At 66.1% G+C, this 16,967-nt stretch carries 19 protein-coding genes; 6 read left to right on the top strand and 13 right to left on the bottom strand.

The annotated features are described in order from the left end of the window. Positions 1 to 49 precede the first annotated feature (49 nt). The 3 genes from hpnI to IPV08_RS01810 all read right to left on the bottom strand — a co-directional run bounded on the left by hpnI (position 50) and on the right by IPV08_RS01810 (position 3,137). Positions 50 to 1,264, bottom strand: a complete 1,215-nt coding sequence (gene hpnI / locus IPV08_RS01800; RefSeq protein ID WP_207410439.1) for a bacteriohopanetetrol glucosamine biosynthesis glycosyltransferase HpnI — start codon at positions 1,262 to 1,264, stop codon at positions 50 to 52. Positions 1,265 to 1,371: 107 nt separating this feature from the next. Then, the gene (locus tag IPV08_RS01805; protein WP_207410441.1) at positions 1,372 to 1,995 is read right to left on the bottom strand and encodes an ABC transporter substrate-binding protein; all 624 of its coding nucleotides are present in this window, start codon (positions 1,993 to 1,995) and stop codon (positions 1,372 to 1,374) included. Next, on the bottom strand, positions 1,986 to 3,137 hold the full coding sequence (locus IPV08_RS01810; protein ID WP_207410443.1) for an HpnL family protein: 1,152 nt from the start codon (positions 3,135 to 3,137) through the stop codon (positions 1,986 to 1,988). Before IPV08_RS01810 ends, IPV08_RS01805 begins: the two co-directional genes overlap by 10 nt. Positions 3,138 to 3,348: 211 nt before the next feature. On the opposite strand from IPV08_RS01810, the gene IPV08_RS01815 reads away from it, so the two are divergent. Together IPV08_RS01815 and IPV08_RS01820 are read left to right on the top strand one after the other, a co-directional pair. Next, positions 3,349 to 4,530: an amidinotransferase gene (locus IPV08_RS01815; protein WP_207410757.1), complete on the top strand. Its 1,182-nt coding sequence runs from the start codon at positions 3,349 to 3,351 to the stop codon at positions 4,528 to 4,530. Between the two features lie 109 nt (positions 4,531 to 4,639). Beyond that, positions 4,640 to 5,539, top strand: coding sequence for a MipA/OmpV family protein (locus IPV08_RS01820; protein WP_246747735.1), 900 nt, complete (start codon positions 4,640 to 4,642; stop codon positions 5,537 to 5,539). Positions 5,540 to 5,582: 43 nt separating this feature from the next. Here the strand turns inward: IPV08_RS01820 and IPV08_RS01825 are convergent, their stop codons facing one another. From IPV08_RS01825 to IPV08_RS01865, 9 genes are all read right to left on the bottom strand, one after another. Continuing rightward, positions 5,583 to 5,816 (bottom strand): hypothetical protein, encoded by a 234-nt coding sequence (locus IPV08_RS01825; protein WP_207410446.1) that lies wholly within the window; start codon positions 5,814 to 5,816, stop codon positions 5,583 to 5,585. 73 nt (positions 5,817 to 5,889) lie between these two features. Next, positions 5,890 to 6,501 (bottom strand): glutathione S-transferase family protein, encoded by a 612-nt coding sequence (locus IPV08_RS01830; protein WP_207410448.1) that lies wholly within the window; start codon positions 6,499 to 6,501, stop codon positions 5,890 to 5,892. Positions 6,502 to 6,625: 124 nt separating this feature from the next. Beyond that, positions 6,626 to 7,810: an alpha/beta hydrolase gene (locus IPV08_RS01835; protein ID WP_207410450.1), complete on the bottom strand. Its 1,185-nt coding sequence runs from the start codon at positions 7,808 to 7,810 to the stop codon at positions 6,626 to 6,628. Positions 7,811 to 7,969: 159 nt separating this feature from the next. Further along, a complete protein-coding gene (locus IPV08_RS01840; protein ID WP_207410452.1) occupies positions 7,970 to 8,179 on the bottom strand; it encodes a hypothetical protein in 210 nt (69 codons plus the stop codon). Between the two features lie 110 nt (positions 8,180 to 8,289). Beyond that, positions 8,290 to 8,724: a response regulator gene (locus IPV08_RS01845; RefSeq protein ID WP_056423856.1), complete on the bottom strand. Its 435-nt coding sequence runs from the start codon at positions 8,722 to 8,724 to the stop codon at positions 8,290 to 8,292. A gap of 238 nt (positions 8,725 to 8,962) precedes the next feature. Beyond that, on the bottom strand, positions 8,963 to 9,862 hold the full coding sequence (locus IPV08_RS01850; protein WP_246747736.1) for a dienelactone hydrolase family protein: 900 nt from the start codon (positions 9,860 to 9,862) through the stop codon (positions 8,963 to 8,965). Between the two features lie 69 nt (positions 9,863 to 9,931). Continuing rightward, entirely contained in the window at positions 9,932 to 10,393 is a 462-nt protein-coding gene (locus tag IPV08_RS01855) for a hypothetical protein (protein WP_207410454.1), read from the bottom strand. A 155-nt stretch (positions 10,394 to 10,548) separates the two neighbouring features. After that, entirely contained in the window at positions 10,549 to 10,983 is a 435-nt protein-coding gene (locus IPV08_RS01860; RefSeq protein WP_348646065.1) for a DUF192 domain-containing protein, read from the bottom strand. A gap of 63 nt (positions 10,984 to 11,046) precedes the next feature. Beyond that, positions 11,047 to 11,622: a cold-shock protein gene (locus tag IPV08_RS01865; protein ID WP_244478141.1), complete on the bottom strand. Its 576-nt coding sequence runs from the start codon at positions 11,620 to 11,622 to the stop codon at positions 11,047 to 11,049. 483 nt (positions 11,623 to 12,105) lie between these two features. Here IPV08_RS01865 and IPV08_RS01870 point away from each other — a divergent pair, with 483 nt between their 5' ends. Then, positions 12,106 to 13,146 carry a heparan-alpha-glucosaminide N-acetyltransferase gene (locus IPV08_RS01870; RefSeq protein WP_207410458.1) on the top strand — a complete coding sequence of 347 codons (1,041 nt, stop codon included), beginning with the start codon at positions 12,106 to 12,108 and terminating at the stop codon, positions 13,144 to 13,146. 78 nt (positions 13,147 to 13,224) lie between these two features. On the opposite strand, the gene efp is transcribed toward IPV08_RS01870, so the two are convergent. Then, positions 13,225 to 13,791: an elongation factor P gene (efp, locus tag IPV08_RS01875; protein WP_056423850.1), complete on the bottom strand. Its 567-nt coding sequence runs from the start codon at positions 13,789 to 13,791 to the stop codon at positions 13,225 to 13,227. 160 nt (positions 13,792 to 13,951) lie between these two features. On the opposite strand from efp, the gene epmA reads away from it, so the two are divergent. Genes epmA through IPV08_RS01890 form a run of 3 tightly spaced genes read left to right on the top strand, consistent with a single transcriptional unit; the run spans position 13,952 to position 16,967 of the window. Then, a complete protein-coding gene (gene epmA, locus IPV08_RS01880) occupies positions 13,952 to 15,025 on the top strand; it encodes an EF-P lysine aminoacylase EpmA (RefSeq protein WP_207410460.1) in 1,074 nt (357 codons plus the stop codon). 20 nt (positions 15,026 to 15,045) lie between these two features. After that, positions 15,046 to 16,107: a lysine-2,3-aminomutase-like protein gene (locus tag IPV08_RS01885; protein WP_207410759.1), complete on the top strand. Its 1,062-nt coding sequence runs from the start codon at positions 15,046 to 15,048 to the stop codon at positions 16,105 to 16,107. 47 nt (positions 16,108 to 16,154) lie between these two features. Continuing rightward, a complete protein-coding gene (locus tag IPV08_RS01890) occupies positions 16,155 to 16,967 on the top strand; it encodes a YdcF family protein (protein ID WP_056423845.1) in 813 nt (270 codons plus the stop codon).

Consider the following 16,967-nt stretch of genomic DNA (forward strand, 5'->3'; position numbering starts at 1 on the left):
AGGCCTCAGCGAGGGACGGGAATGGGGCGGGTTCAGAGCGAAGCGAGAGTCAGAGCGGGGATGCGCCGGCATCGTGGCCGAGGCTGCGCTCCGGGATCAGCGTACCGTCCGCAACCACCCGATAATCGTGACCTTTCCATGTCACCGCCCCCGACACGAAGCTCCAGGAGAAGTTCATGAAGGAGAGGATGTCGCGAATCGGCAACAGCCAGTAGGGGTGCGGAGCGAGACCGAAGGCGCGCTCCAGGCGGACGCAGAGGATGATGCGGCAGGCGAGCGCCAGGGCCGCCACCACGAGTCCGCTCGTGTCGGCTCCCGGAATCAGGGCGCCGATGAGCGCCAGCGGGAAGGCATGGGTGACGATGGAGCCGGCATACCCGGCCGGATCGACGTTGCGGATGGTCCGGTTCCAGCGCAACTCGTGCTTCCACAGGCCGGCGAGATCGGTGTCGACGCAGGTATGCCCGATCGTGAAGGTCGGGATCGCCACGAGACCGCCCTTTGCGCGCAGGGCTTCGCCCACCGCGTAATCGTCGGCGAGATCGTCGCGGAAGGCCTCGAAGCCCCCCATCTCGGCGAGCGCCTTGGTGGTGAAGGCGATGGTGGAGCCGAAGCAGGGCTTGGCCAGGCCGAGCGAGGTGCCCATCACGACATTGGGCAGGAACTGGACGTCGATGGCGAGCGCCGAGAGATGAGCCCAGACGCCGCGGTTCGCCGGTACGCCATGGTAGAGGCAGGTGACGCCGTTGACGCCGGGCTGAGCCAGCTCGGCAACGATCCGCTCCAGATAATCGGGCTTTGCCACCATGTCGCTGTCCGCCAGCACGATCACGTCGTGGGCGATCTGGGTCGACATGTTGATGAGGTTGGAGACCTTGCGGTTCGAGCCGTGCTGGCGCGCATCGATGACGAGGTCGAGCTTGAGGTCGGGATAGGTTTCGGCGAGGCGGCGCACCACGGCGATCGCCGGATCGGTGGCGTTCTGCACGCCGAAGACGACCTGCATCGGGCCGGCGTAGTCCTGGCGGCAGAAGGTCTCGAGGTTCTCGTAGAGATTGGGCTCCATGCCGCAGAGCGGCTTCAGGATGGTCACCGATGGGCGTGCGGCGTTCGCCGCCAGGACGGGAACGGGGCGGCGTGCGTAGCGGCTCGCCAGGAAGGCAGCCGTCAGCCCGTAGACACAGCCGGCCAGGGCCATGAACTGGAACAGGAGCGAGAGCCAGCTCAGGTTCGCCGAAGGCAGATCCGTCAAGGTGAGGTCCATGATGGGCGAAGCTCGGTCACGGTTTGGTTGGAAGGTGCCGCAAGGTCTGGAAGGCGACACGGGTGGGTTCGTCCGGCCAGGCCCGACGAGGGGCGTCTGGCCTGCGTCTAAGGCTTTGGTTTGGCGGCGAGCATCGCCGCGGTCCGATCACGAAGGAATTTCAGAAGGCTTTCCGCCCCGCCCGCCTTCAGCGGATCGGCGAAGCTGCCGCGCATGGCGGCGATCTCGCTGACATTGCCGTTGAGATACACGTCCTGGATGCGGTTGCTCGAACCCACGAGGTAGTCGACCTGCGAGGCGTCGCCCTCCGCATTGGCGACCTCGGTCTGGACCACGCGGTTCTGGCCGCGCGCTTCACTCTCGGGCTTGATGTCGAATTTGCCGCCGGCGGCCTGGGAGAGGCGGGTGGCATAGGTCACAGTGAAATACTGTTTGAAGGCTTCCGTCAGCGCGCCCTGCTGCTCGGGCGTGAAGCCTTTCCATTTCGCGCCCACGGCGACCCGCGCCATGGTGGCGAAATCCATGCTCTGGTCGAGCACCGGGCCGATGACCAGGGCCCTGCTCTTCACGTCGGCTTCGGGCGCCTTGAGGGCGCCCTCGAAGCTGGAATAGAGGCCGCGTACGGTCTGCACCGCCGCATCCTCCGCCGCACGGGCGGGCCCGACCGACAGGAGGGTCGCTGCGAGAAGGGTCGAGGCCACCAGCCCCGATGCGAATCTGCTCACGCGCATTTCCGCAGCGTCTCCATCTCGCTCTCCATCGAGCGCGACACGATGTGGTTTCCCGCGGAATTGGCGGGCACCCGCGACACGGGCATGGAATCCAGGCTTACCGCCCGGGCAATGTCGCCTCCGACTTTCGGCACGTTCTGCTCCACCGACCTCTGGTCCCGAAACGTCCGGTCTTCCACGTCCGGCGCGACCGTCTTGCCTTCCATGAAGTGCCACGCGACGAGACCGGGCACACCGACCATGAGATCGGCCAGACGCTTCACCAGGGAGAGCGCGAGGGCGGCCTCGGCGGGGATGTCGAAGATCGCGCAGAGGGCGATGAGGCCGCCTTCCTGGGCACCGAGCGCCCCCGGCACGGCGAAGGCGGCACCGCGAACCGCCTGGGCCAGGCTTTCGATGACGATGGCCTCGGCGACCGTCACCGGATAACCCATGAAATGCAGCGCCACATAAACTTCGGCGGCGCCGATGATCCAGCCGATCATGTGCACGCCCATGGCGCCCACGACCCGCTTGGGCGAGGAATAAAGTCGGCGCAGGCTGTCGAACAGAACATCGACCGCGCCGAGCGCGCGCCATTCACGAGCGGCGGCAAAACGGCTCAGCAGGGCCTGGATGATGCGGTGCCCGCTGCGGCGCTGGATCAGGAAGAAGGCGCCGAGAGCCGGGGCCGCGATGGCGAGACCGCCGGCGACGGTGCGCACCACGGGGCCATCGCCATGCAGCCAGGCGAGCAGGGCGACGCCGCCGACCGTGAAGAGGAACTGGGTGACCGCCTGGGTCATCAGGTCCACGAACATGCTGGCGCCGGCGAGCCCTCCGGAGAGGCCGCGCTGCGTCAACAGCCGCGCTCCGACGAAGTCGCCGCCGACGGTGGCCACGGGGAGGAGCGTGTTGATGCCCTCCCGCACGAAACGCAGCGAAATGCAGTTCCACAGGCTCGGACGGTCGTCCCGCGGGAAAACCGTGAACCAGCCGAGACCGGCCCAGCCGACGGCGACGGCACGGGCCAGCACGACGATGGCAGCGCCCCAACCGGCACTCACCACTGCCGCGGCGACGTCATCGAGACCCGATGACAAGAACAGTCCTGCAACTGTGCAGAGGCCGACGATGAGGGCCAATGTCGTCAGACGCTTCATGATCCCCCTTCGACCGTCGGCGCGGACGATTTTTTAGAGAATTTCACCGACGACCCGGACGAAAAGCCTTCCGGAAAACGTTGGCCTCATCGGAAGTTGCAGCTTTGGATTTCGTTGTCTATCACCCGATAGACACAGTGCGAGCCAAAGCGGCGCTGAGGCTTCTGCCTCGAAGAAACAGCCGCGCAAAGGCACGACCAAGGGACGAATGATGGACCGCGAAGCTTTCACCACGGCTCAGGATGCCGTGCTCGCCGACGCGCAGATCGATACCTACGACGCCAATTCGGCAGCCTATCGCGGGGCGCCAGCCCCGAAATCGCCGGTCATGGCATGGAACGAGTGGGACCCTCTGGAAGAGGTGATCGTCGGGAGCCTCGACGGTGCGACCATTCCGTCCCACCACCTCACGGTGATCTTCAACCTGCCGCGCGCAGCGCAGCCGTTCTACCGGTTCGCCGCGGGCTTCCGGTATCCGAAGTTCATGAAGAAGCTCGCCCAGGCCGAGCTCGATAACTTCATCTCGATCCTCGCCGGCGAGGGCGTGAAGGTGCGTCGGCCCGACACAGTGGATTTCTCGCGCAAGTACAACGCCCCGCGCTGGTCCTCCCGTGGCTTCTGCGTCGCCTGCCCGCGCGACCCCTACCTGGTCATCGGCGACGAGATCATCGAGAGCCCGATGTGCTGGCGGTCGCGCTATTTCGAGGGCGACGCTTACCGTTCGCTGTTCAAGGAATATTTTCGCAACGGTGCGCGCTGGACCTCGGCGCCTCGGCCGCAGCTGACGGACGAACTCTACAATTACGATTACCGCGTGCCGAACCTGAAGGCCGGCGAGCCGATGCAGTTCACCGTGAACGAGTTCGAGCCGGTCTTCGACGCAGCCGATTTCGTCCGCTGCGGCCGCGACCTCTTCGTCACCCGCTCCAACGTGACGAACCTGATGGGGATCGAGTGGCTGCGCCGCCACCTCGGCTCGGGCTTCCGCGTCCATGAGATCGAGAGCCGTTGCCCGCAGCCGATGCATATCGACTCGTCCTTCATGCCGCTGGCCCCGGGCAAGGTGCTGGTGAACCCGGACTATATCGACGTCGAGAAGCTGCCCGCCGTGCTCAAGAAGTGGGACGTGCTCATCGCGCCCCGCCCCGACCCGGTCGAGGGCTTCATGAGCAAGATTTCGATGTGCTCGCCCTGGACGTCGATCAATGTGCTGGCCATCGACGAAAAGAAGATCGTCGTCGATGCAAGCCAGCCGACCTTGATCAAGGCACTGAAGGATTGGGGCTTCGATCCAATCCCGGCGCCGTTCCTGTCCTATGGGCCCTTCGGTGGCTCGTTCCACTGCGCCACCCTCGACGTGCGTCGCCGCGGTGCGTTGAAGTCCTACTTCTAATCTGAGAATCGCTTCGGTGCGCTTGTCGCGCCGGAGCGATTTTTTGTCGGTGCCAACATAGGTCTATCGTCGCGTCGGCTTTGTCGTGATGCGTTAGGGAATTGTGTCTATGACCTCCGTCATGGACACGATGCTTCTCAACTCCTCCTCGCGCCCTGCCCAAAGGACGAGCCTTGCCGCCATGCCGGCGCTGGCCCTCGCGGGCTCGCTCATCGCGGCGAGCGGCGCCGGAGCCGCAGACCTCATGGAGTTGCAGAGGCCGCCGACGTTCCTCGCCTTGGACCAGAACCTCTGGGTCGTCACGGTGACGGCGACGGTGCAGGCGACGCCGAGTTTTCCGGGGTCGAACGAGTATACCGCCATCGGCTACCCATCGATCAGCATCGCCAAGGCCGGTACGCCACGCCGGTTCTCGTCGCCGGATGACGGGATCAGCTTCTCGCTCTACGATTCGCCGCTCTTCAACGCCGGGCTGACGGCGGAGTACGTGCCCGGCCGCTATTACGGCGACAACCGGCGTGACCTGTTCGGTCTCCGCGATGCCCAGTTCGCCATCGAGCCGGGTGTCTTCGTCGAGTATTACCCCACGCAATGGCTGCGCGCCCGGGCCGAACTGCGCCATGGAATCTTCGGGCATCACGGCTTCGTCGGCTCGCTCGGCGCCGACGTGATCCAGCCCTTCGACCGCTGGCAGGTCTCGGTGGGCCCGCGCTTCAACTTTGGCGATGCCAGCTTCGCCAGGCGCTATTTCGGCGTCAAACCGTTCGAGGCAGCGCTCAACGGGACGCTGACGCCGTTCCAGCCCGACAGCTACGTCACTGTCGGCGGATTGGGAGCTGTGACCTATACGTTCGACGAGCGATGGGCCGCCACGGGGTACGTTGGCTATAACCGGATCGTCGGCTCATCCGCCGAGAGCCCGTTGGTGCGCCGCCAGTTCGGATCGCAGAACCAATACACCTTTGGCATGAAGGTGAATTACAGTTTCACCACGCAGCCCTGGTTCTAGAGACCAAGGCCTGAGGTAGCGAGCGCCTGTCCGAGCCGCCGTTTCACCCGACGATATGGGCTTGGCCACCCCCGTCCGGGACGGCCTGCGCGACGAGCGCCCGCCGCCACGTGAATCCGGCGAGGGCGAGAGCGAGCCCGTATTGCAGCATTCCGTTCTCGGCGAGATCCGCCGGCGCGATCTGTGTCTGGATCGCCCAGCACGTCAGGGCATTGAGCAGGATCAGCCCCGCGCAGAAAACCGCGGCGGTGATCAAGGCGGCAACGAAATCGGGCATGGCGCGACCTCCGGAGAACCGGAGGCGAACTTTGCAAGGCGCGCGCCAGTCTCTGGGCTGAAGCGGTGCCGGTTCAGGCCGCCGGTGGTTTCGTCGCCACCATCGCGGGATGTTCGGCAAAGCCCGCGAACCATGCCGCCAGATCCCTATGGTCCCGCGTCCAGCCGAGTTCGGCAAAGCGCAGGTCGAGATATCCGAGGGCGCAGCCCAGGCTGATCGTTCCGATATCGACTCGGCCGACGAGGCGTTCCGCCCCTGCGTCGAGGGACGCGAGCGAGCTCCGGATCTTGGCCTCCTGACTGTCCATCCAGGTGCTGGAGCGTTCGGAGGCGTCGCGTGCCGTGAGTTCGTAGCGGATCAGCAGGGCCGCATCGAGAATGCCGTCGGCGATGGATTGGTCGTTGAGCGCCGTCCATCTCGCGGGACCGGCCGAGGGGAACAGCCCTCCCCCGGCTTGGGTGTCGAGATACTCGCAGATGACCCTGCTGTCGGCCAATGCGTGGCCCTCGTCGTCCAGCAGGGTCGGAACCTGTGCCAGCGGATGATGGGTCAGGATGGTGCCGTCGCGCTTCACCGGATGGGCCGCGCTCGGTAGCAGCTCGATACGGTCGACGATGCCCAGCACGTGGGCACAGGCCATGACCTTCCGCGCGAAGGGAGAGAAGTGCGAGTGGAACAGCTTCATCGTGACCTGTAGAGCTCGTTGCGCAAGCACAAGACCGTGCCGGTCTGCTGTTTGCGAAAAGCTACCGGGATGACAAGCCCCGGTGCCCCGCGCCTGAACCCTGACTCATCTCGGGCGTGATGGATCAGGGACGTCGCACCGGCTTGGGCTTGGGTTGCGTGGCCGCTGCAGGCGTCGGAGCCGGCGCATGCGCGGCCGCCGGAGCAGCACGGGGCGTCTCCACGACCAGACGCTTCACCGGCCAGCCGTCGCTCCAGCGTTCCATGTCGCTGAGCCGCGGATTGGCCTTAAGGGTGGTGGCGTCGCCGCCGAACGCCGCTGCGGCGGCCAGGTCGAACGTCTTCCAATAGGCAAGGTAATCGAGGCTATCTGCCCGGGAATTGTTCAGTTGCGCGAGCAGTGTCGTCTGTTCGCCGGTCAGCGACATGTCGGCCGACCATTTGAACGGTGTCGGCGGCTGCTTGGGATCCTTCGGCGGCTCCGGCGGAAGCTTGATGGCTCCCCCGTCATAGGCCGTGTCCACGGCACCCGGCGAGGTCAAGGTCGCCGTCAGCGAGGGAAAGCCGTGGTCGTCGGAGAGTGCGCGGATGAAGAGCTTGCGCTCGGGCGCGACACCGCTCGCCTCACGCAGGAGCCGCTTGGCGGCGAGATCCGCCGCGCGGGCATCGCGGTCGCCGATGACGGTGATGACGAGTGTCTCGGATGGGATCTTCGACAGGTCGCGCAGCACGACGCCCCTGGATTTGGCGTCGCTGGCGATTCCCCCCGGCATGATGGCGAAGACGAGGCGCGGCACGGGCAAGCCGGTGCTGTCGGCATCGGCGGCGAGGTTGGCGGCGATCGGAGCCCCCGCGAGGTGGCCGATCAGTGCAACCCGCTTCGGATCCGGTTTGGCGTCGGGATCGGATTCGAGTTCCGCGAGGGCGACCTTCACGAGTTTCTCGGCATTGCCCGTGGCGTCAGCCGGCCGCGTCCGGTTGACCTCCTGAAAGCGCGGAAACAGCACGAGATATCCGGCGCGGGCGAGGTGATCGATCCACGCCCCGTAGGGCTGTGGGTTCGGGGCCCCCCAGGCGTGGAGGAACACCACGACGGGCCGTCCCTCCGCAGGCGCGGCACCAGCTGAGTAGAAGACGAAGGTCGCGGCACTCGGCCGTCCCAGCGCCCGCTTCACGATCGAGAGGGAGCGGTTTCCCACACCGCCGGGGCCGTCGGCAGGCTGGTTGGGGGGCGTCGCGGCGAAGGCCGGTTCGCATAACGGCGCAGCGACCAGCAAAGCGCCGAGAACGAGGCAGGCTTTCAAACGCATGACGGGCTCGTCAGATCGATCCGGAAGGGTCCGTTCGACATATCAGGTTTTAGGACATCGATGGGGAGGCGATCCAAGTCTTGCGCCAAGTCTCAGCGGCCGTGCGTCATTCGGGCCGCACCGATCACGTCGTCCCGATCGCGGCAGGGGCGAACGATGCTAGCGCCCGGCCTCGGTTTCATTGCGCCTTTCATCGATCAGCGCCGCCAGACGAAGCAGTTCGTCGGGCGCGGAACGATCGATCATATCACCGTAAAGGGAGCGTAGATCCTCGCCGACTTTCTGCATCATCCGCGCCTCGGAGAAGACCGTATAGGAATGCCCGGGGCGGCTGATATTGGCCATGTTGGTATTGGCGGCGCTGGTCATTGGAAACCCATGGCCCGTCACTGATCGACGGGGGACTGAACCAACCAACGGTTGGAGCCCGTCAAGTTTCCCTATGATCTATGATATTTTTTGAGCGGCCCGGTGGCCCGTCAGGGAGCGGTGCCACCGATCACGTCTATGCCCGCGCCTTGCGCGGGAGCACGGCCCGCCGCTTCCTCGACCCAAGCGAGGATGTCGGATGCCCGCCACGGTTTCGGGATGAAAGTCGCGGAAATCCGCAGGTCACTGGGCTGGTCGCCCGCATCACCGGATGTGAGCAGCACGCGTACCCGCGGCCAGGTGACTCCGATGATCCGCGCGAGTTCGAAGCCGCCGATGGGGCCAGGGGTTCGCACATCGGAGAAGACGACGCTCACAGCGCCGTCCTTCTCGTTCAGGATGGCCAGGGCGCGTTCGGCCGTTTCCGCCTCGATGACGCTGAACCCGGTCTCTTCGAGGAGTGCGGCCGCGAGGTAGCGCTCATCCGGCTCGTCCTCGACGACGAGGATGATGGGTCTCTCGCCTGATGGATTCGCAGCACTCATGGGTCCGGAACGCTCTTCAGGCTTGACAGCCGCTCTAGCCGTTATCCCAGCAACGCTATGTAGTCCTACCCGTCAATGTGTCGAACCGGCGCTCGGATCGTAATTTCCGACATGCATCCATCCCTGAAATCATGATCAGAGCGGCGGTTTCTCCATTGTAACAGAGGGAACGCTCCTGTGGGAGGTGCCGGAACGCTCCGATTCGGTCGATCGTCGCGTTGGTCGATGAGGGTACGATTTAGCCGACCCCGTGGCTTTTGAGGAACGCCAGCGCGCGTGCCCAGCCCTGCTCCGCACTGTCCTTGCGGTAGCTCGGCCGGTAGTCGGCGTGGAAGCCGTGCGGTGCATCGGGGAAGACAACGAGCTCGACACTCCGCCCTGCAGCATTCGCCCGGTCGCGGGCCTCCTCGACGCTGGAGATGGGAATGCCGGTATCCGCGCCGCCATAGAGTGCCAGAAGCGGTGCGCGGATGTCCGCTGCGACGTCCCCTGCCGTTTTCGGCTGCAGGCTCGTACGGTCGCCGCCGAGTGGGCCATACCAGGCCACCGCGGCTTTCAGATCGCGCCGATGCGCCGCGTAGAGCCATGCCCCGCGACCTCCCCGGCACCATCCCATCGTGCCGATCCGCTCGGGATCGGCCTTCGAATCGGCAACGGCCCAGGACGCTGCCGCATCGAGATCCGCGATCCACTCGGTATCGGGCGTCTTCAGTATGACGTCGCGAACGATCGCCTTCACATCCGTCATAGTCGAGAGGTCGCCCTGCCTTGCGTAGAGCTCGGGCGCCACGGCGCAATAGCCGGCCTTGGCCAGACGGCGGCACACGTCCTTGATATATTCGTGAACCCCGAAAATCTCTTCGATGACGAGGACGAGGGGAAACGGGCCTGCTCCCTCGGGCATCGCCCGATAACCCGGCATCGGCCCGTCGGTTGCGGGGATTTTCACCTCGCCGGCGACGAGACCATTGGAATCGGTCGTAACGGCCTGAGCCTGCGCATTCGCCTCGGCCAGGGTGAACCCGGCGATCAGGCTCGTCATCACGAAGCCCCGGCGCGAGAGGGGGGGAACGACGAGCCCATCGAGGCCGCCCAGTCCCTTGCTCCGATCGTCCTTGTCCGTCACGCCCTCGTCCATGGAATGATCTCCTGCACGGCGCCCTTCGGCGCCCTCAAGAAATCTAGGGCGCCGCGGTGGGAGGTCATGTCAAGACAGGGCGGCGCGCGCCGTATCTGTCTCTTCCTTCCGCCCCGTAACGTTGCGGTGGGGAACGGGCCGGCCCTCGGATGCGGTGGGTCTCCGCCGAGCGATGGATTTCGGACGCACCAGTTCCGCCAGTTTCGTGAAGCCTTCGGTGCCGCCCTGTCCGCCCTGCCCCATCCTGAGGCCAAAACCGGTGACGAAGGATTGCGACAACGCCTCGTCGCGCTCGACGTTGAAGAGATCGGCAGCCGCCTGAAACGCGTCGCGGAACGGACGCAGCGAACACCAGCTCTTCTCCGCCAGATGCAGCGGCCATTCCCACAGGCCGGACTCGGAGCGCCGGCCCAAGCTCTCGCGGGCGATGAAATAACCGGTCCCGCGATGTTCGAGACCGTCCGCGATCACGCGCCAATCGGCATTCTCGAACAGGATCGTTTCATCGCCGGAAGCTTGAACGTCGAGCATCGCGTTCCCCTGTCATCGTCGAGGAACCCGATGTCTCAGGTTCGCTCGCGTTTGGAACAATATGGGAACATTGGTCAGAAACGAGGCGGCCGTCAAGATGCTCGTTCACGCTGTGTTCGCGGGGTGGTGCCGCGACGATCCCCGTTTCGCTATGGTCAGCGCGATGGGAACATCGTGTGGTCGACTTGGTCACCCGCCTTGATTCCGAGCTTAGCCGTGACACCGGCATTGAGTTCGAGAACGGCGACCACTGGCTCTCCCGACGGAATGACCTTGGTCGAAAGCGGCTCGGTATTGGTCGCGATCCGAGCAATGCTTCCATCCGGGCGGATGAAGAGCATGTCGAGGGGCAGGTAGGTGTTCTTCATCCACATCGCGACGCGCTCGACCTTCTGGAAGTCGAAGAGCATCCCGTGCTCAGGCGCCATCGCGCGGCGGAACATCAGGCCGCGCGAGCGCGATTCGTCGTCGCGCATCACCTCGACGGAGAAGCTGTGCCTGCCGCTCTTGCCCGTGATCGCAAGGGGCTCCTGCGGGGCCAGATCCTGAGCATTGGCGAGGCCGAGACCAGCGAGAATCGTGATCAGGATCAGGAGCGCGCGCAAGGGCGCGGACGAGCGAACGTCTTGGATTGGTGTCACGTGGTCATTCCGTCAATGGGAGGCGGGCAGCGCGCCGTCCAGAAGCCGGACCTCGGCTGCCATCTTGCCCTTCGAGCCGTCGCCGTAGCGCACGAGAACGGTTTCGCCGGGCTTCAGTTCGGCGATGCCGTAGCGACGCAACGTCTCCATATGGACGAAGATGTCGGGGGAGCCGTCCCCCCGGCTCAGGAAGCCGAAACCGCGCAACCGGTTGAACCACTTCACCACGGCCGTCTCGAGCCCGCTCGTCGCCGTGACGCTCACATGGGTGCGGGGCATCGGGAGTTCGGACGGGTGGATCGCCGTCGACTGATCCAGGGAAATCACCCGGAAGGCCTGCCATCCGCGCGGCCGCTCGGTGGCTTCCACCACGATGCGCGCGCCCTCGCTGGCGGCCGAGAATCCGTCGCGGCGCAGGCACGTGATGTGAACCAAGACGTCGGCCGAGCCGTCATCGGGAAGGATGAAGCCGAAGCCCTTCGACACATCGAACCATTTGATGCGCCCCGAAACCTCGATGAGGTCGAGGGGGCGCTGCACTTCTCCGTCGCCGAGGTCGGTGCCACGTCCACCGGTCGATTCACCCATCGCGCGCTGGCCGTGCGAGCCTGATTCGAAATCGTCGGACATGTAAGCAACCCACACCGAATCACGCGACGCGATCCGCACCATAGATTAACAAAGTCATGACTCGGCGGAAGCCCGTTTGGCGGACATCGACTGCGGCGATTGAGACATTCTTCATCATATTGGCATCGGAGCAACAAGGAGCCGGGCAACCGGCGGCGCGGCGCCTTCCTCGCCCGCAACGGTGACTCAGCGGCTTCCGCCGAAAAGTCCGGATACGGCCTATCCGCCCACAAGCTGCCGCTTCTCGTTCGGGAGTTGGACGGTTTTCGACACTACTCGCGGAGCGCCGGTCACACTGGGCGATGCTGGGCCCTTGCATCCGCCTCGCCACCGGCGATAGCCAACGCGCATGACTCAGATCGTATCGTCCGAGATCGGACGCTCGCCTCGCGCGGGCTCGTCGCGCCACTCCGAACGGTTCAAGCCGGCGAGGCCGTTCGCATGAGTGCCTCCACGGCGAGACCTGTCGCTGCGTCCTCCGCATCGCCGGCCTCCAAAGAACTCGGTGGAACGCCGCGGCGGTTCGATAGTCTCGATGTCGCGCGGGGCGGCGCCCTGCTGGCGATGGCCGCCTACCACACCACCTGGGACCTCGGGCACCTCGCGCTCACGCCCGAAAATTATGCTCTGGCCCCGTTGGGCAAGGTCGCGGCGCACCTCATCGCGGGTACGTTCCTCGTTCTCGTCGGGATCGGCCTCGTCCTGATGAACCGGGATGGCCTCCGGCCCCGCGCGTTCCTCCTGCGTCTCGCGCGGATCGGCATCGCCGCCCTCCTCATCACGGCCGCGACGGTCTACGCGTTTCCGGACAGCTTCATCTTCTTCGGCATCCTGCATTGCATCGCCGTGTCGAGCGTGCTCGCCGTGCCGTTCCTACGGGTGTCGCCGGCCGTCGCACTGGTGGTGGGGATCGTCGTTCTGGCGACGCCGGCCGTGATGGCGAACCCGGATTATCACCTCGCGGTCTTCGACGACCCGATCCTGAGTTTCCTCGGCCTCGGCATGGTTCCGCCGCGGACCAACGATTACGTGCCGCTGTTTCCCTGGTTCGGCCTGGTTCTCTTGGGGCTGGTAGCGGCGCGGCTCGGTCTGCCGGCTTTCCTGCGCACGAAATGGGCGACGTGGCGGCCGGGATCGCTCGCCTCGCACGGGCTGGCTTTGGCCGGGCGCCACAGCCTCGCCGTGTATCTCGTGCATCAGCCGGTGCTGCTCGCCCTGCTCACGGGCGTCGTGACGGTGACCGGCCCTCATCCGAAGGCAGGTCTCGCGGCGTTCCGTCAGGATTACCGGGTCCAGTGCGAGACGACCGGAGGTTCCGCGCAGACATGCCGGGTGGCGGCGCGCTGTGTCGCCGATGCCCTCCAGCGAGAGAATCTCTGGGCGATCACGGGGCGGGGATTCAGCGTCGAAGAGCGGGCGAAGGCCCAGGCTCTGTCTCAGTCCTGTTACGACGCCGCCGAAGGGCCGGCGCCGTCGCCCTGAGGCGGATCAGGCCGGCATCGGTCTCCCGTGGGAGATCGATGCCCGAGCCTCGAACTCCGAGCCTCGAACCGGCGGGTCTCAATCCTTGGCGCGTTCCACGTAGGAACCGTCTTCCGTCAGGATGACCACACGGGTGCCGACCGCCACATGCGGCGGGACGGCGGTGCGCACGCCGTTCGACAGGATCGCCGGCTTGTAGGAAGACGAGGCCGTCTGACCCTTCATCGCCGGCTCGGTCTCGGTGATCTCGAGGGTGACGCGCTGCGGCAGTTCGACCGTGAGCGGCACGTCGTTGTGCAGGGCCAGCATCACCTTCATGCCCTCCTGCAGGTAGGGCGCCGCGCTACCGATCACGTCCTTGGGAACCGCGACCTGATCGTAGTTCTCAGGGTTCATGAAGTGGTAGCCCTCGCCATCCTCGTACAGGAAGGTGTGCTCGCGATCCTCCACGAAGGCACGCTCCACCGACTCGGTGGTGCGGTAGCGCTCGGACACCTTCACCCCATCGGTGATGCGGCGCATGTCGAGCTGCGTGACGGGGGTGCCCTTGCCGGGATGGATGTTCTCCACCGTCAAGATGACGTAGAGCTTGCCGTCCTTGTCGACGACGTTGCCCTTGCGGAGCGTAGAGGCGATCACCTTCACGGGGTCAGATCCTGTTCGAGACAATATATGCGACGCCCCGGCGTGGATTCGGCCCACGGGAGCGACATCTGTGCCCCGCCACTATCCTATCCTGCGTCGCGTTGCCAGCAGCCCGGCGCCTGTGCCCGCAATTGGTGCGCCGGCTAGGGGGAGAACCGGCGTGAGCGGCTCACCGTCTCCATGGTGGGCGCCGCATCGGCATGCCGATCGCCGGCCGGCCCTGCTCGCGCGAAACCGTATCGTCGCGGCCCTGCGCGGGCATTTCGCGGCCCGCGACTTCGTCGAGGTCGAAGCCGCCGCCCTCCAGGTCTCGCCGGGCAACGAGGCGCATCTCTCGGCCTTCGCCACCTCCGCCATCGGCCATGACGGTGCCGCCTCCCCGCTCTATCTCCACACCTCGCCGGAATTCGCCTGCAAGAAGCTGTTGGCCGCGGGTGAGATACGGCTGTTCAGCGTGGCGCGGGTCTTCCGCAACCGTGAGCGCGGTCCCCTGCACCATCCGGAATTCACCATGCTGGAATGGTACCGGGCGGGGCAGGATTACGAGGTGCTGATGCGTGACTGCGCCGACATTCTGGCCTTGGCGGCCGACGAGGCTAAGACGCGCTCCCTCCGCTTTCGGGGAAGGGAATCCGATCCCTTCGCGGATTTCGAGCGTCTCACGCTCGCCGAGGCGTTCGAGCGCCATGCCGACATCGACCTCCTGGCGACGATCGAGCCTGGCGGGGGCACGGACAGGGACGGCCTCGCCGCCGGCGTGGTCGCATGCGGCCTGCGGGTGGCGGCCGACGATACCTGGGCCGACCTGTTCAGCCGCGTCCTCGTCGCCCTGATCGAGCCGAAGCTCGGCGACGGACGGCCGACCCTGCTGTACGAATATCCCGTGAGCGAGGCGGCCCTGGCCCGTCCCAGCGCCCGCGACCCCCGCGTAGCGGAGAGGTTCGAGCTCTACGCATGCGGCGTCGAACTCGCCAACGCCTTCGGCGAACTCACCGACCCGCACGAGCAGCGGCGGCGCTTCGAGATCGAGATGGCGGAGAAGGCGCGGATCTACGGCGAGACCTACCCGATCGACGAGGATTTCCTCTCGGCCCTGGCCATCATGCCGGAGGCGAGCGGCATCGCGCTGGGCCTCGACAGGCTAGTCATGCTCGCGGTCGGCGCGCCGCGCATCGACGACGTGATCTGGACTCCGATCGCGGAGACAGCGGTGGAAATGGGGGAAGGAGCGTGAACAGGCCGCTTCCCCGTTCCCTGCCCCGCTCCCTTCGCAACCCCGCGCAGCTCGTCGAAGCCGGGCTCGTCGCTCCGTCCGATCTTTCCGCGCTCGAAGCGGTGGCGGCGCGATACGCGGTCTCGGTGACGCCCGACATGGCCGAACTGATCGACCCGACCGATCCCGCCGACCCCATCGCCCGCCAGTTCCTGCCCCGCGCGGAGGAACTGGTGACACGTGCGGAGGAAGATTCGGACCCGATCGGCGATGCGGCGCATTCGCCGCTTCCGGGCCTCGTCCACCGCTATCCCGACCGGGTGCTGCTGAAGCCGCTCCATGTCTGCCCGGTCTATTGCCGCTTCTGCTTCCGCCGCGAGATGGTGGGGCCGGACGGGCTCGGCACCCTGAGCGAGGACGAACTCGCCGCCGCTTTCGCCTACATCGCCGACCGGCCCGACATCTGGGAGGTGATCCTCACCGGCGGCGACCCGTTCGCGCTCTCGGCCCGCCGGCTCGGGCAGATCGCCGAGGCCCTTGGCCTCATCCCGCACGTCAAGGTCCTGCGCATCCATACCCGTGTGCCGGTGGTCGAGCCCGCCCGCGTGGACGACGATCTCGTCGCTGCCCTGAAGCGCTTCGGCGGTGCGGTCTATGTCGCGCTCCACGCCAATCATCCGCGCGAATTCACGCCGGCCGCGAAAGGCGCCATCGCCCGTCTCGTCGATGCCGGCATCCCGATGGTGAGCCAGTCGGTGCTGCTCGCCGGGGTCAACGACGACCCCGAGACCCTCGCGAGCCTGATGCGAAGCTTCGTCGAGAACCGGGTGAAGCCCTACTATCTTCATCATGGCGATCTCGCGCCCGGCACCGGGCACCTGCGCACCGGATTGGCGGCGGGTCGCAACCTCATGGGACGCCTGCGCGGGCGCCTGTCCGGCCTCGCCCAACCGCTCTACGTGCTCGATATTCCCGGCGGCCACGGCAAGGTGCCGGTGGGACCGTCCTATCTCGCAAGCGACAGGTCCGGCTGGCGTGTCACCGACCCTCAGGGGCTGGAGCATCCCTACCCGCCGGATGCGGACAGGCCGGACCGAGACTGACCCGCGCGCGGACGCGCCCGACTGAGACGAGGCTTCAGGGTCCAGACATGTTCTTTCCGCTCTCAAAACTGATCTATTTCGTCATCACGCCCTCGAACTTCTTCATCCTGATCGGGCTCCTCGGCTGCGTCCTAATGTTCGGCGGCTGGACGCCGCGCCTCGGGCGCGGTCTGGCCCTCCTCGGCTTCGCCGGGCTCTTCCTCGGCGGCCTCCTGCCCCTCTCTGCCTGGATCACCCTGCCCCTCGAAAACCGTTTCCCGCGCTTCGCGGATGACGGCGCACCGATCAAGGGCGTGATCGTGCTCGGTGGCGCCGTGGAAACCCAGACGACGCTGGCGCGCGGCCAGCTCTCGGTGAACGATGCCGGCGAGCGCCAGATCGCCTTTGCGGATCTCGCGCGCCGCTACCCGGAGGCACGGCTGCTTTTCTCCGGGGGCAGCGGCTTGCTCGGCACCGATGGAACGTCGGAGGCCGAGATCGTCAGCCGCTTCGCCGACACGCTCGGGCTGCCGCGCACGCGGCTGATCCTGGAAGACCGCTCGCGCAACACCCACGAGAACGCGCGTTTCTCGGCCGATCTCGTCAAGCCGGTGGCGGGTGAACGCTGGCTGCTCGTCACCTCCGCCTGGCACATGCCGCGCGCCATCGGCTGCTTTCGCCAGGCCGGTTTCGACGTGACGGCCTATCCGGTCGATTACCGCACGGTGGGATGGAGCGACGCGTGGAAGCTGAAGAGCTTCGCCTCCGACGGGCTGCTGGTCCTCGACCTCGTGGTCAAGGAATGGATCGGCTTGGTCGTCTACCGGCTCGCCGGCTATACCGACGCGATGCTGCCGGCGCCGCGGACGAAGGCCGACTGA

The sequence above is a fragment of the Methylobacterium sp. SD274 genome (assembly GCF_017355285.1).
Lineage (GTDB): Bacteria > Pseudomonadota > Alphaproteobacteria > Rhizobiales > Beijerinckiaceae > Methylobacterium.

Excerpts from the sequence above, each read along its gene's own strand:
- hpnI (WP_207410439.1), bottom strand. The coding sequence starts at position 1,264 with ATGGACCTCACCTTGACGGATCTGCCTTCGGCGAACCTGAGCTGGCTC.
- IPV08_RS01805 (WP_207410441.1), bottom strand. The coding sequence starts at position 1,995 with ATGCGCGTGAGCAGATTCGCATCGGGGCTGGTGGCCTCGACCCTTCTC.
- IPV08_RS01810 (WP_207410443.1), bottom strand. The coding sequence starts at position 3,137 with ATGAAGCGTCTGACGACATTGGCCCTCATCGTCGGCCTCTGCACAGTT.
- IPV08_RS01815 (WP_207410757.1), top strand. The coding sequence starts at position 3,349 with ATGGACCGCGAAGCTTTCACCACGGCTCAGGATGCCGTGCTCGCCGAC.
- IPV08_RS01820 (WP_246747735.1), top strand. The coding sequence starts at position 4,640 with ATGACCTCCGTCATGGACACGATGCTTCTCAACTCCTCCTCGCGCCCT.
- IPV08_RS01825 (WP_207410446.1), bottom strand. The coding sequence starts at position 5,816 with ATGCCCGATTTCGTTGCCGCCTTGATCACCGCCGCGGTTTTCTGCGCG.
- IPV08_RS01830 (WP_207410448.1), bottom strand. The coding sequence starts at position 6,501 with ATGAAGCTGTTCCACTCGCACTTCTCTCCCTTCGCGCGGAAGGTCATG.
- IPV08_RS01835 (WP_207410450.1), bottom strand. The coding sequence starts at position 7,810 with ATGCGTTTGAAAGCCTGCCTCGTTCTCGGCGCTTTGCTGGTCGCTGCG.
- IPV08_RS01840 (WP_207410452.1), bottom strand. The coding sequence starts at position 8,179 with ATGACCAGCGCCGCCAATACCAACATGGCCAATATCAGCCGCCCCGGG.
- IPV08_RS01845 (WP_056423856.1), bottom strand. The coding sequence starts at position 8,724 with ATGAGTGCTGCGAATCCATCAGGCGAGAGACCCATCATCCTCGTCGTC.
- IPV08_RS01850 (WP_246747736.1), bottom strand. The coding sequence starts at position 9,862 with ATGGACGAGGGCGTGACGGACAAGGACGATCGGAGCAAGGGACTGGGC.
- IPV08_RS01855 (WP_207410454.1), bottom strand. The coding sequence starts at position 10,393 with ATGCTCGACGTTCAAGCTTCCGGCGATGAAACGATCCTGTTCGAGAAT.
- IPV08_RS01865 (WP_244478141.1), bottom strand. The coding sequence starts at position 11,622 with ATGGGTGAATCGACCGGTGGACGTGGCACCGACCTCGGCGACGGAGAA.
- IPV08_RS01870 (WP_207410458.1), top strand. The coding sequence starts at position 12,106 with ATGAGTGCCTCCACGGCGAGACCTGTCGCTGCGTCCTCCGCATCGCCG.
- IPV08_RS01890 (WP_056423845.1), top strand. The coding sequence starts at position 16,155 with ATGTTCTTTCCGCTCTCAAAACTGATCTATTTCGTCATCACGCCCTCG.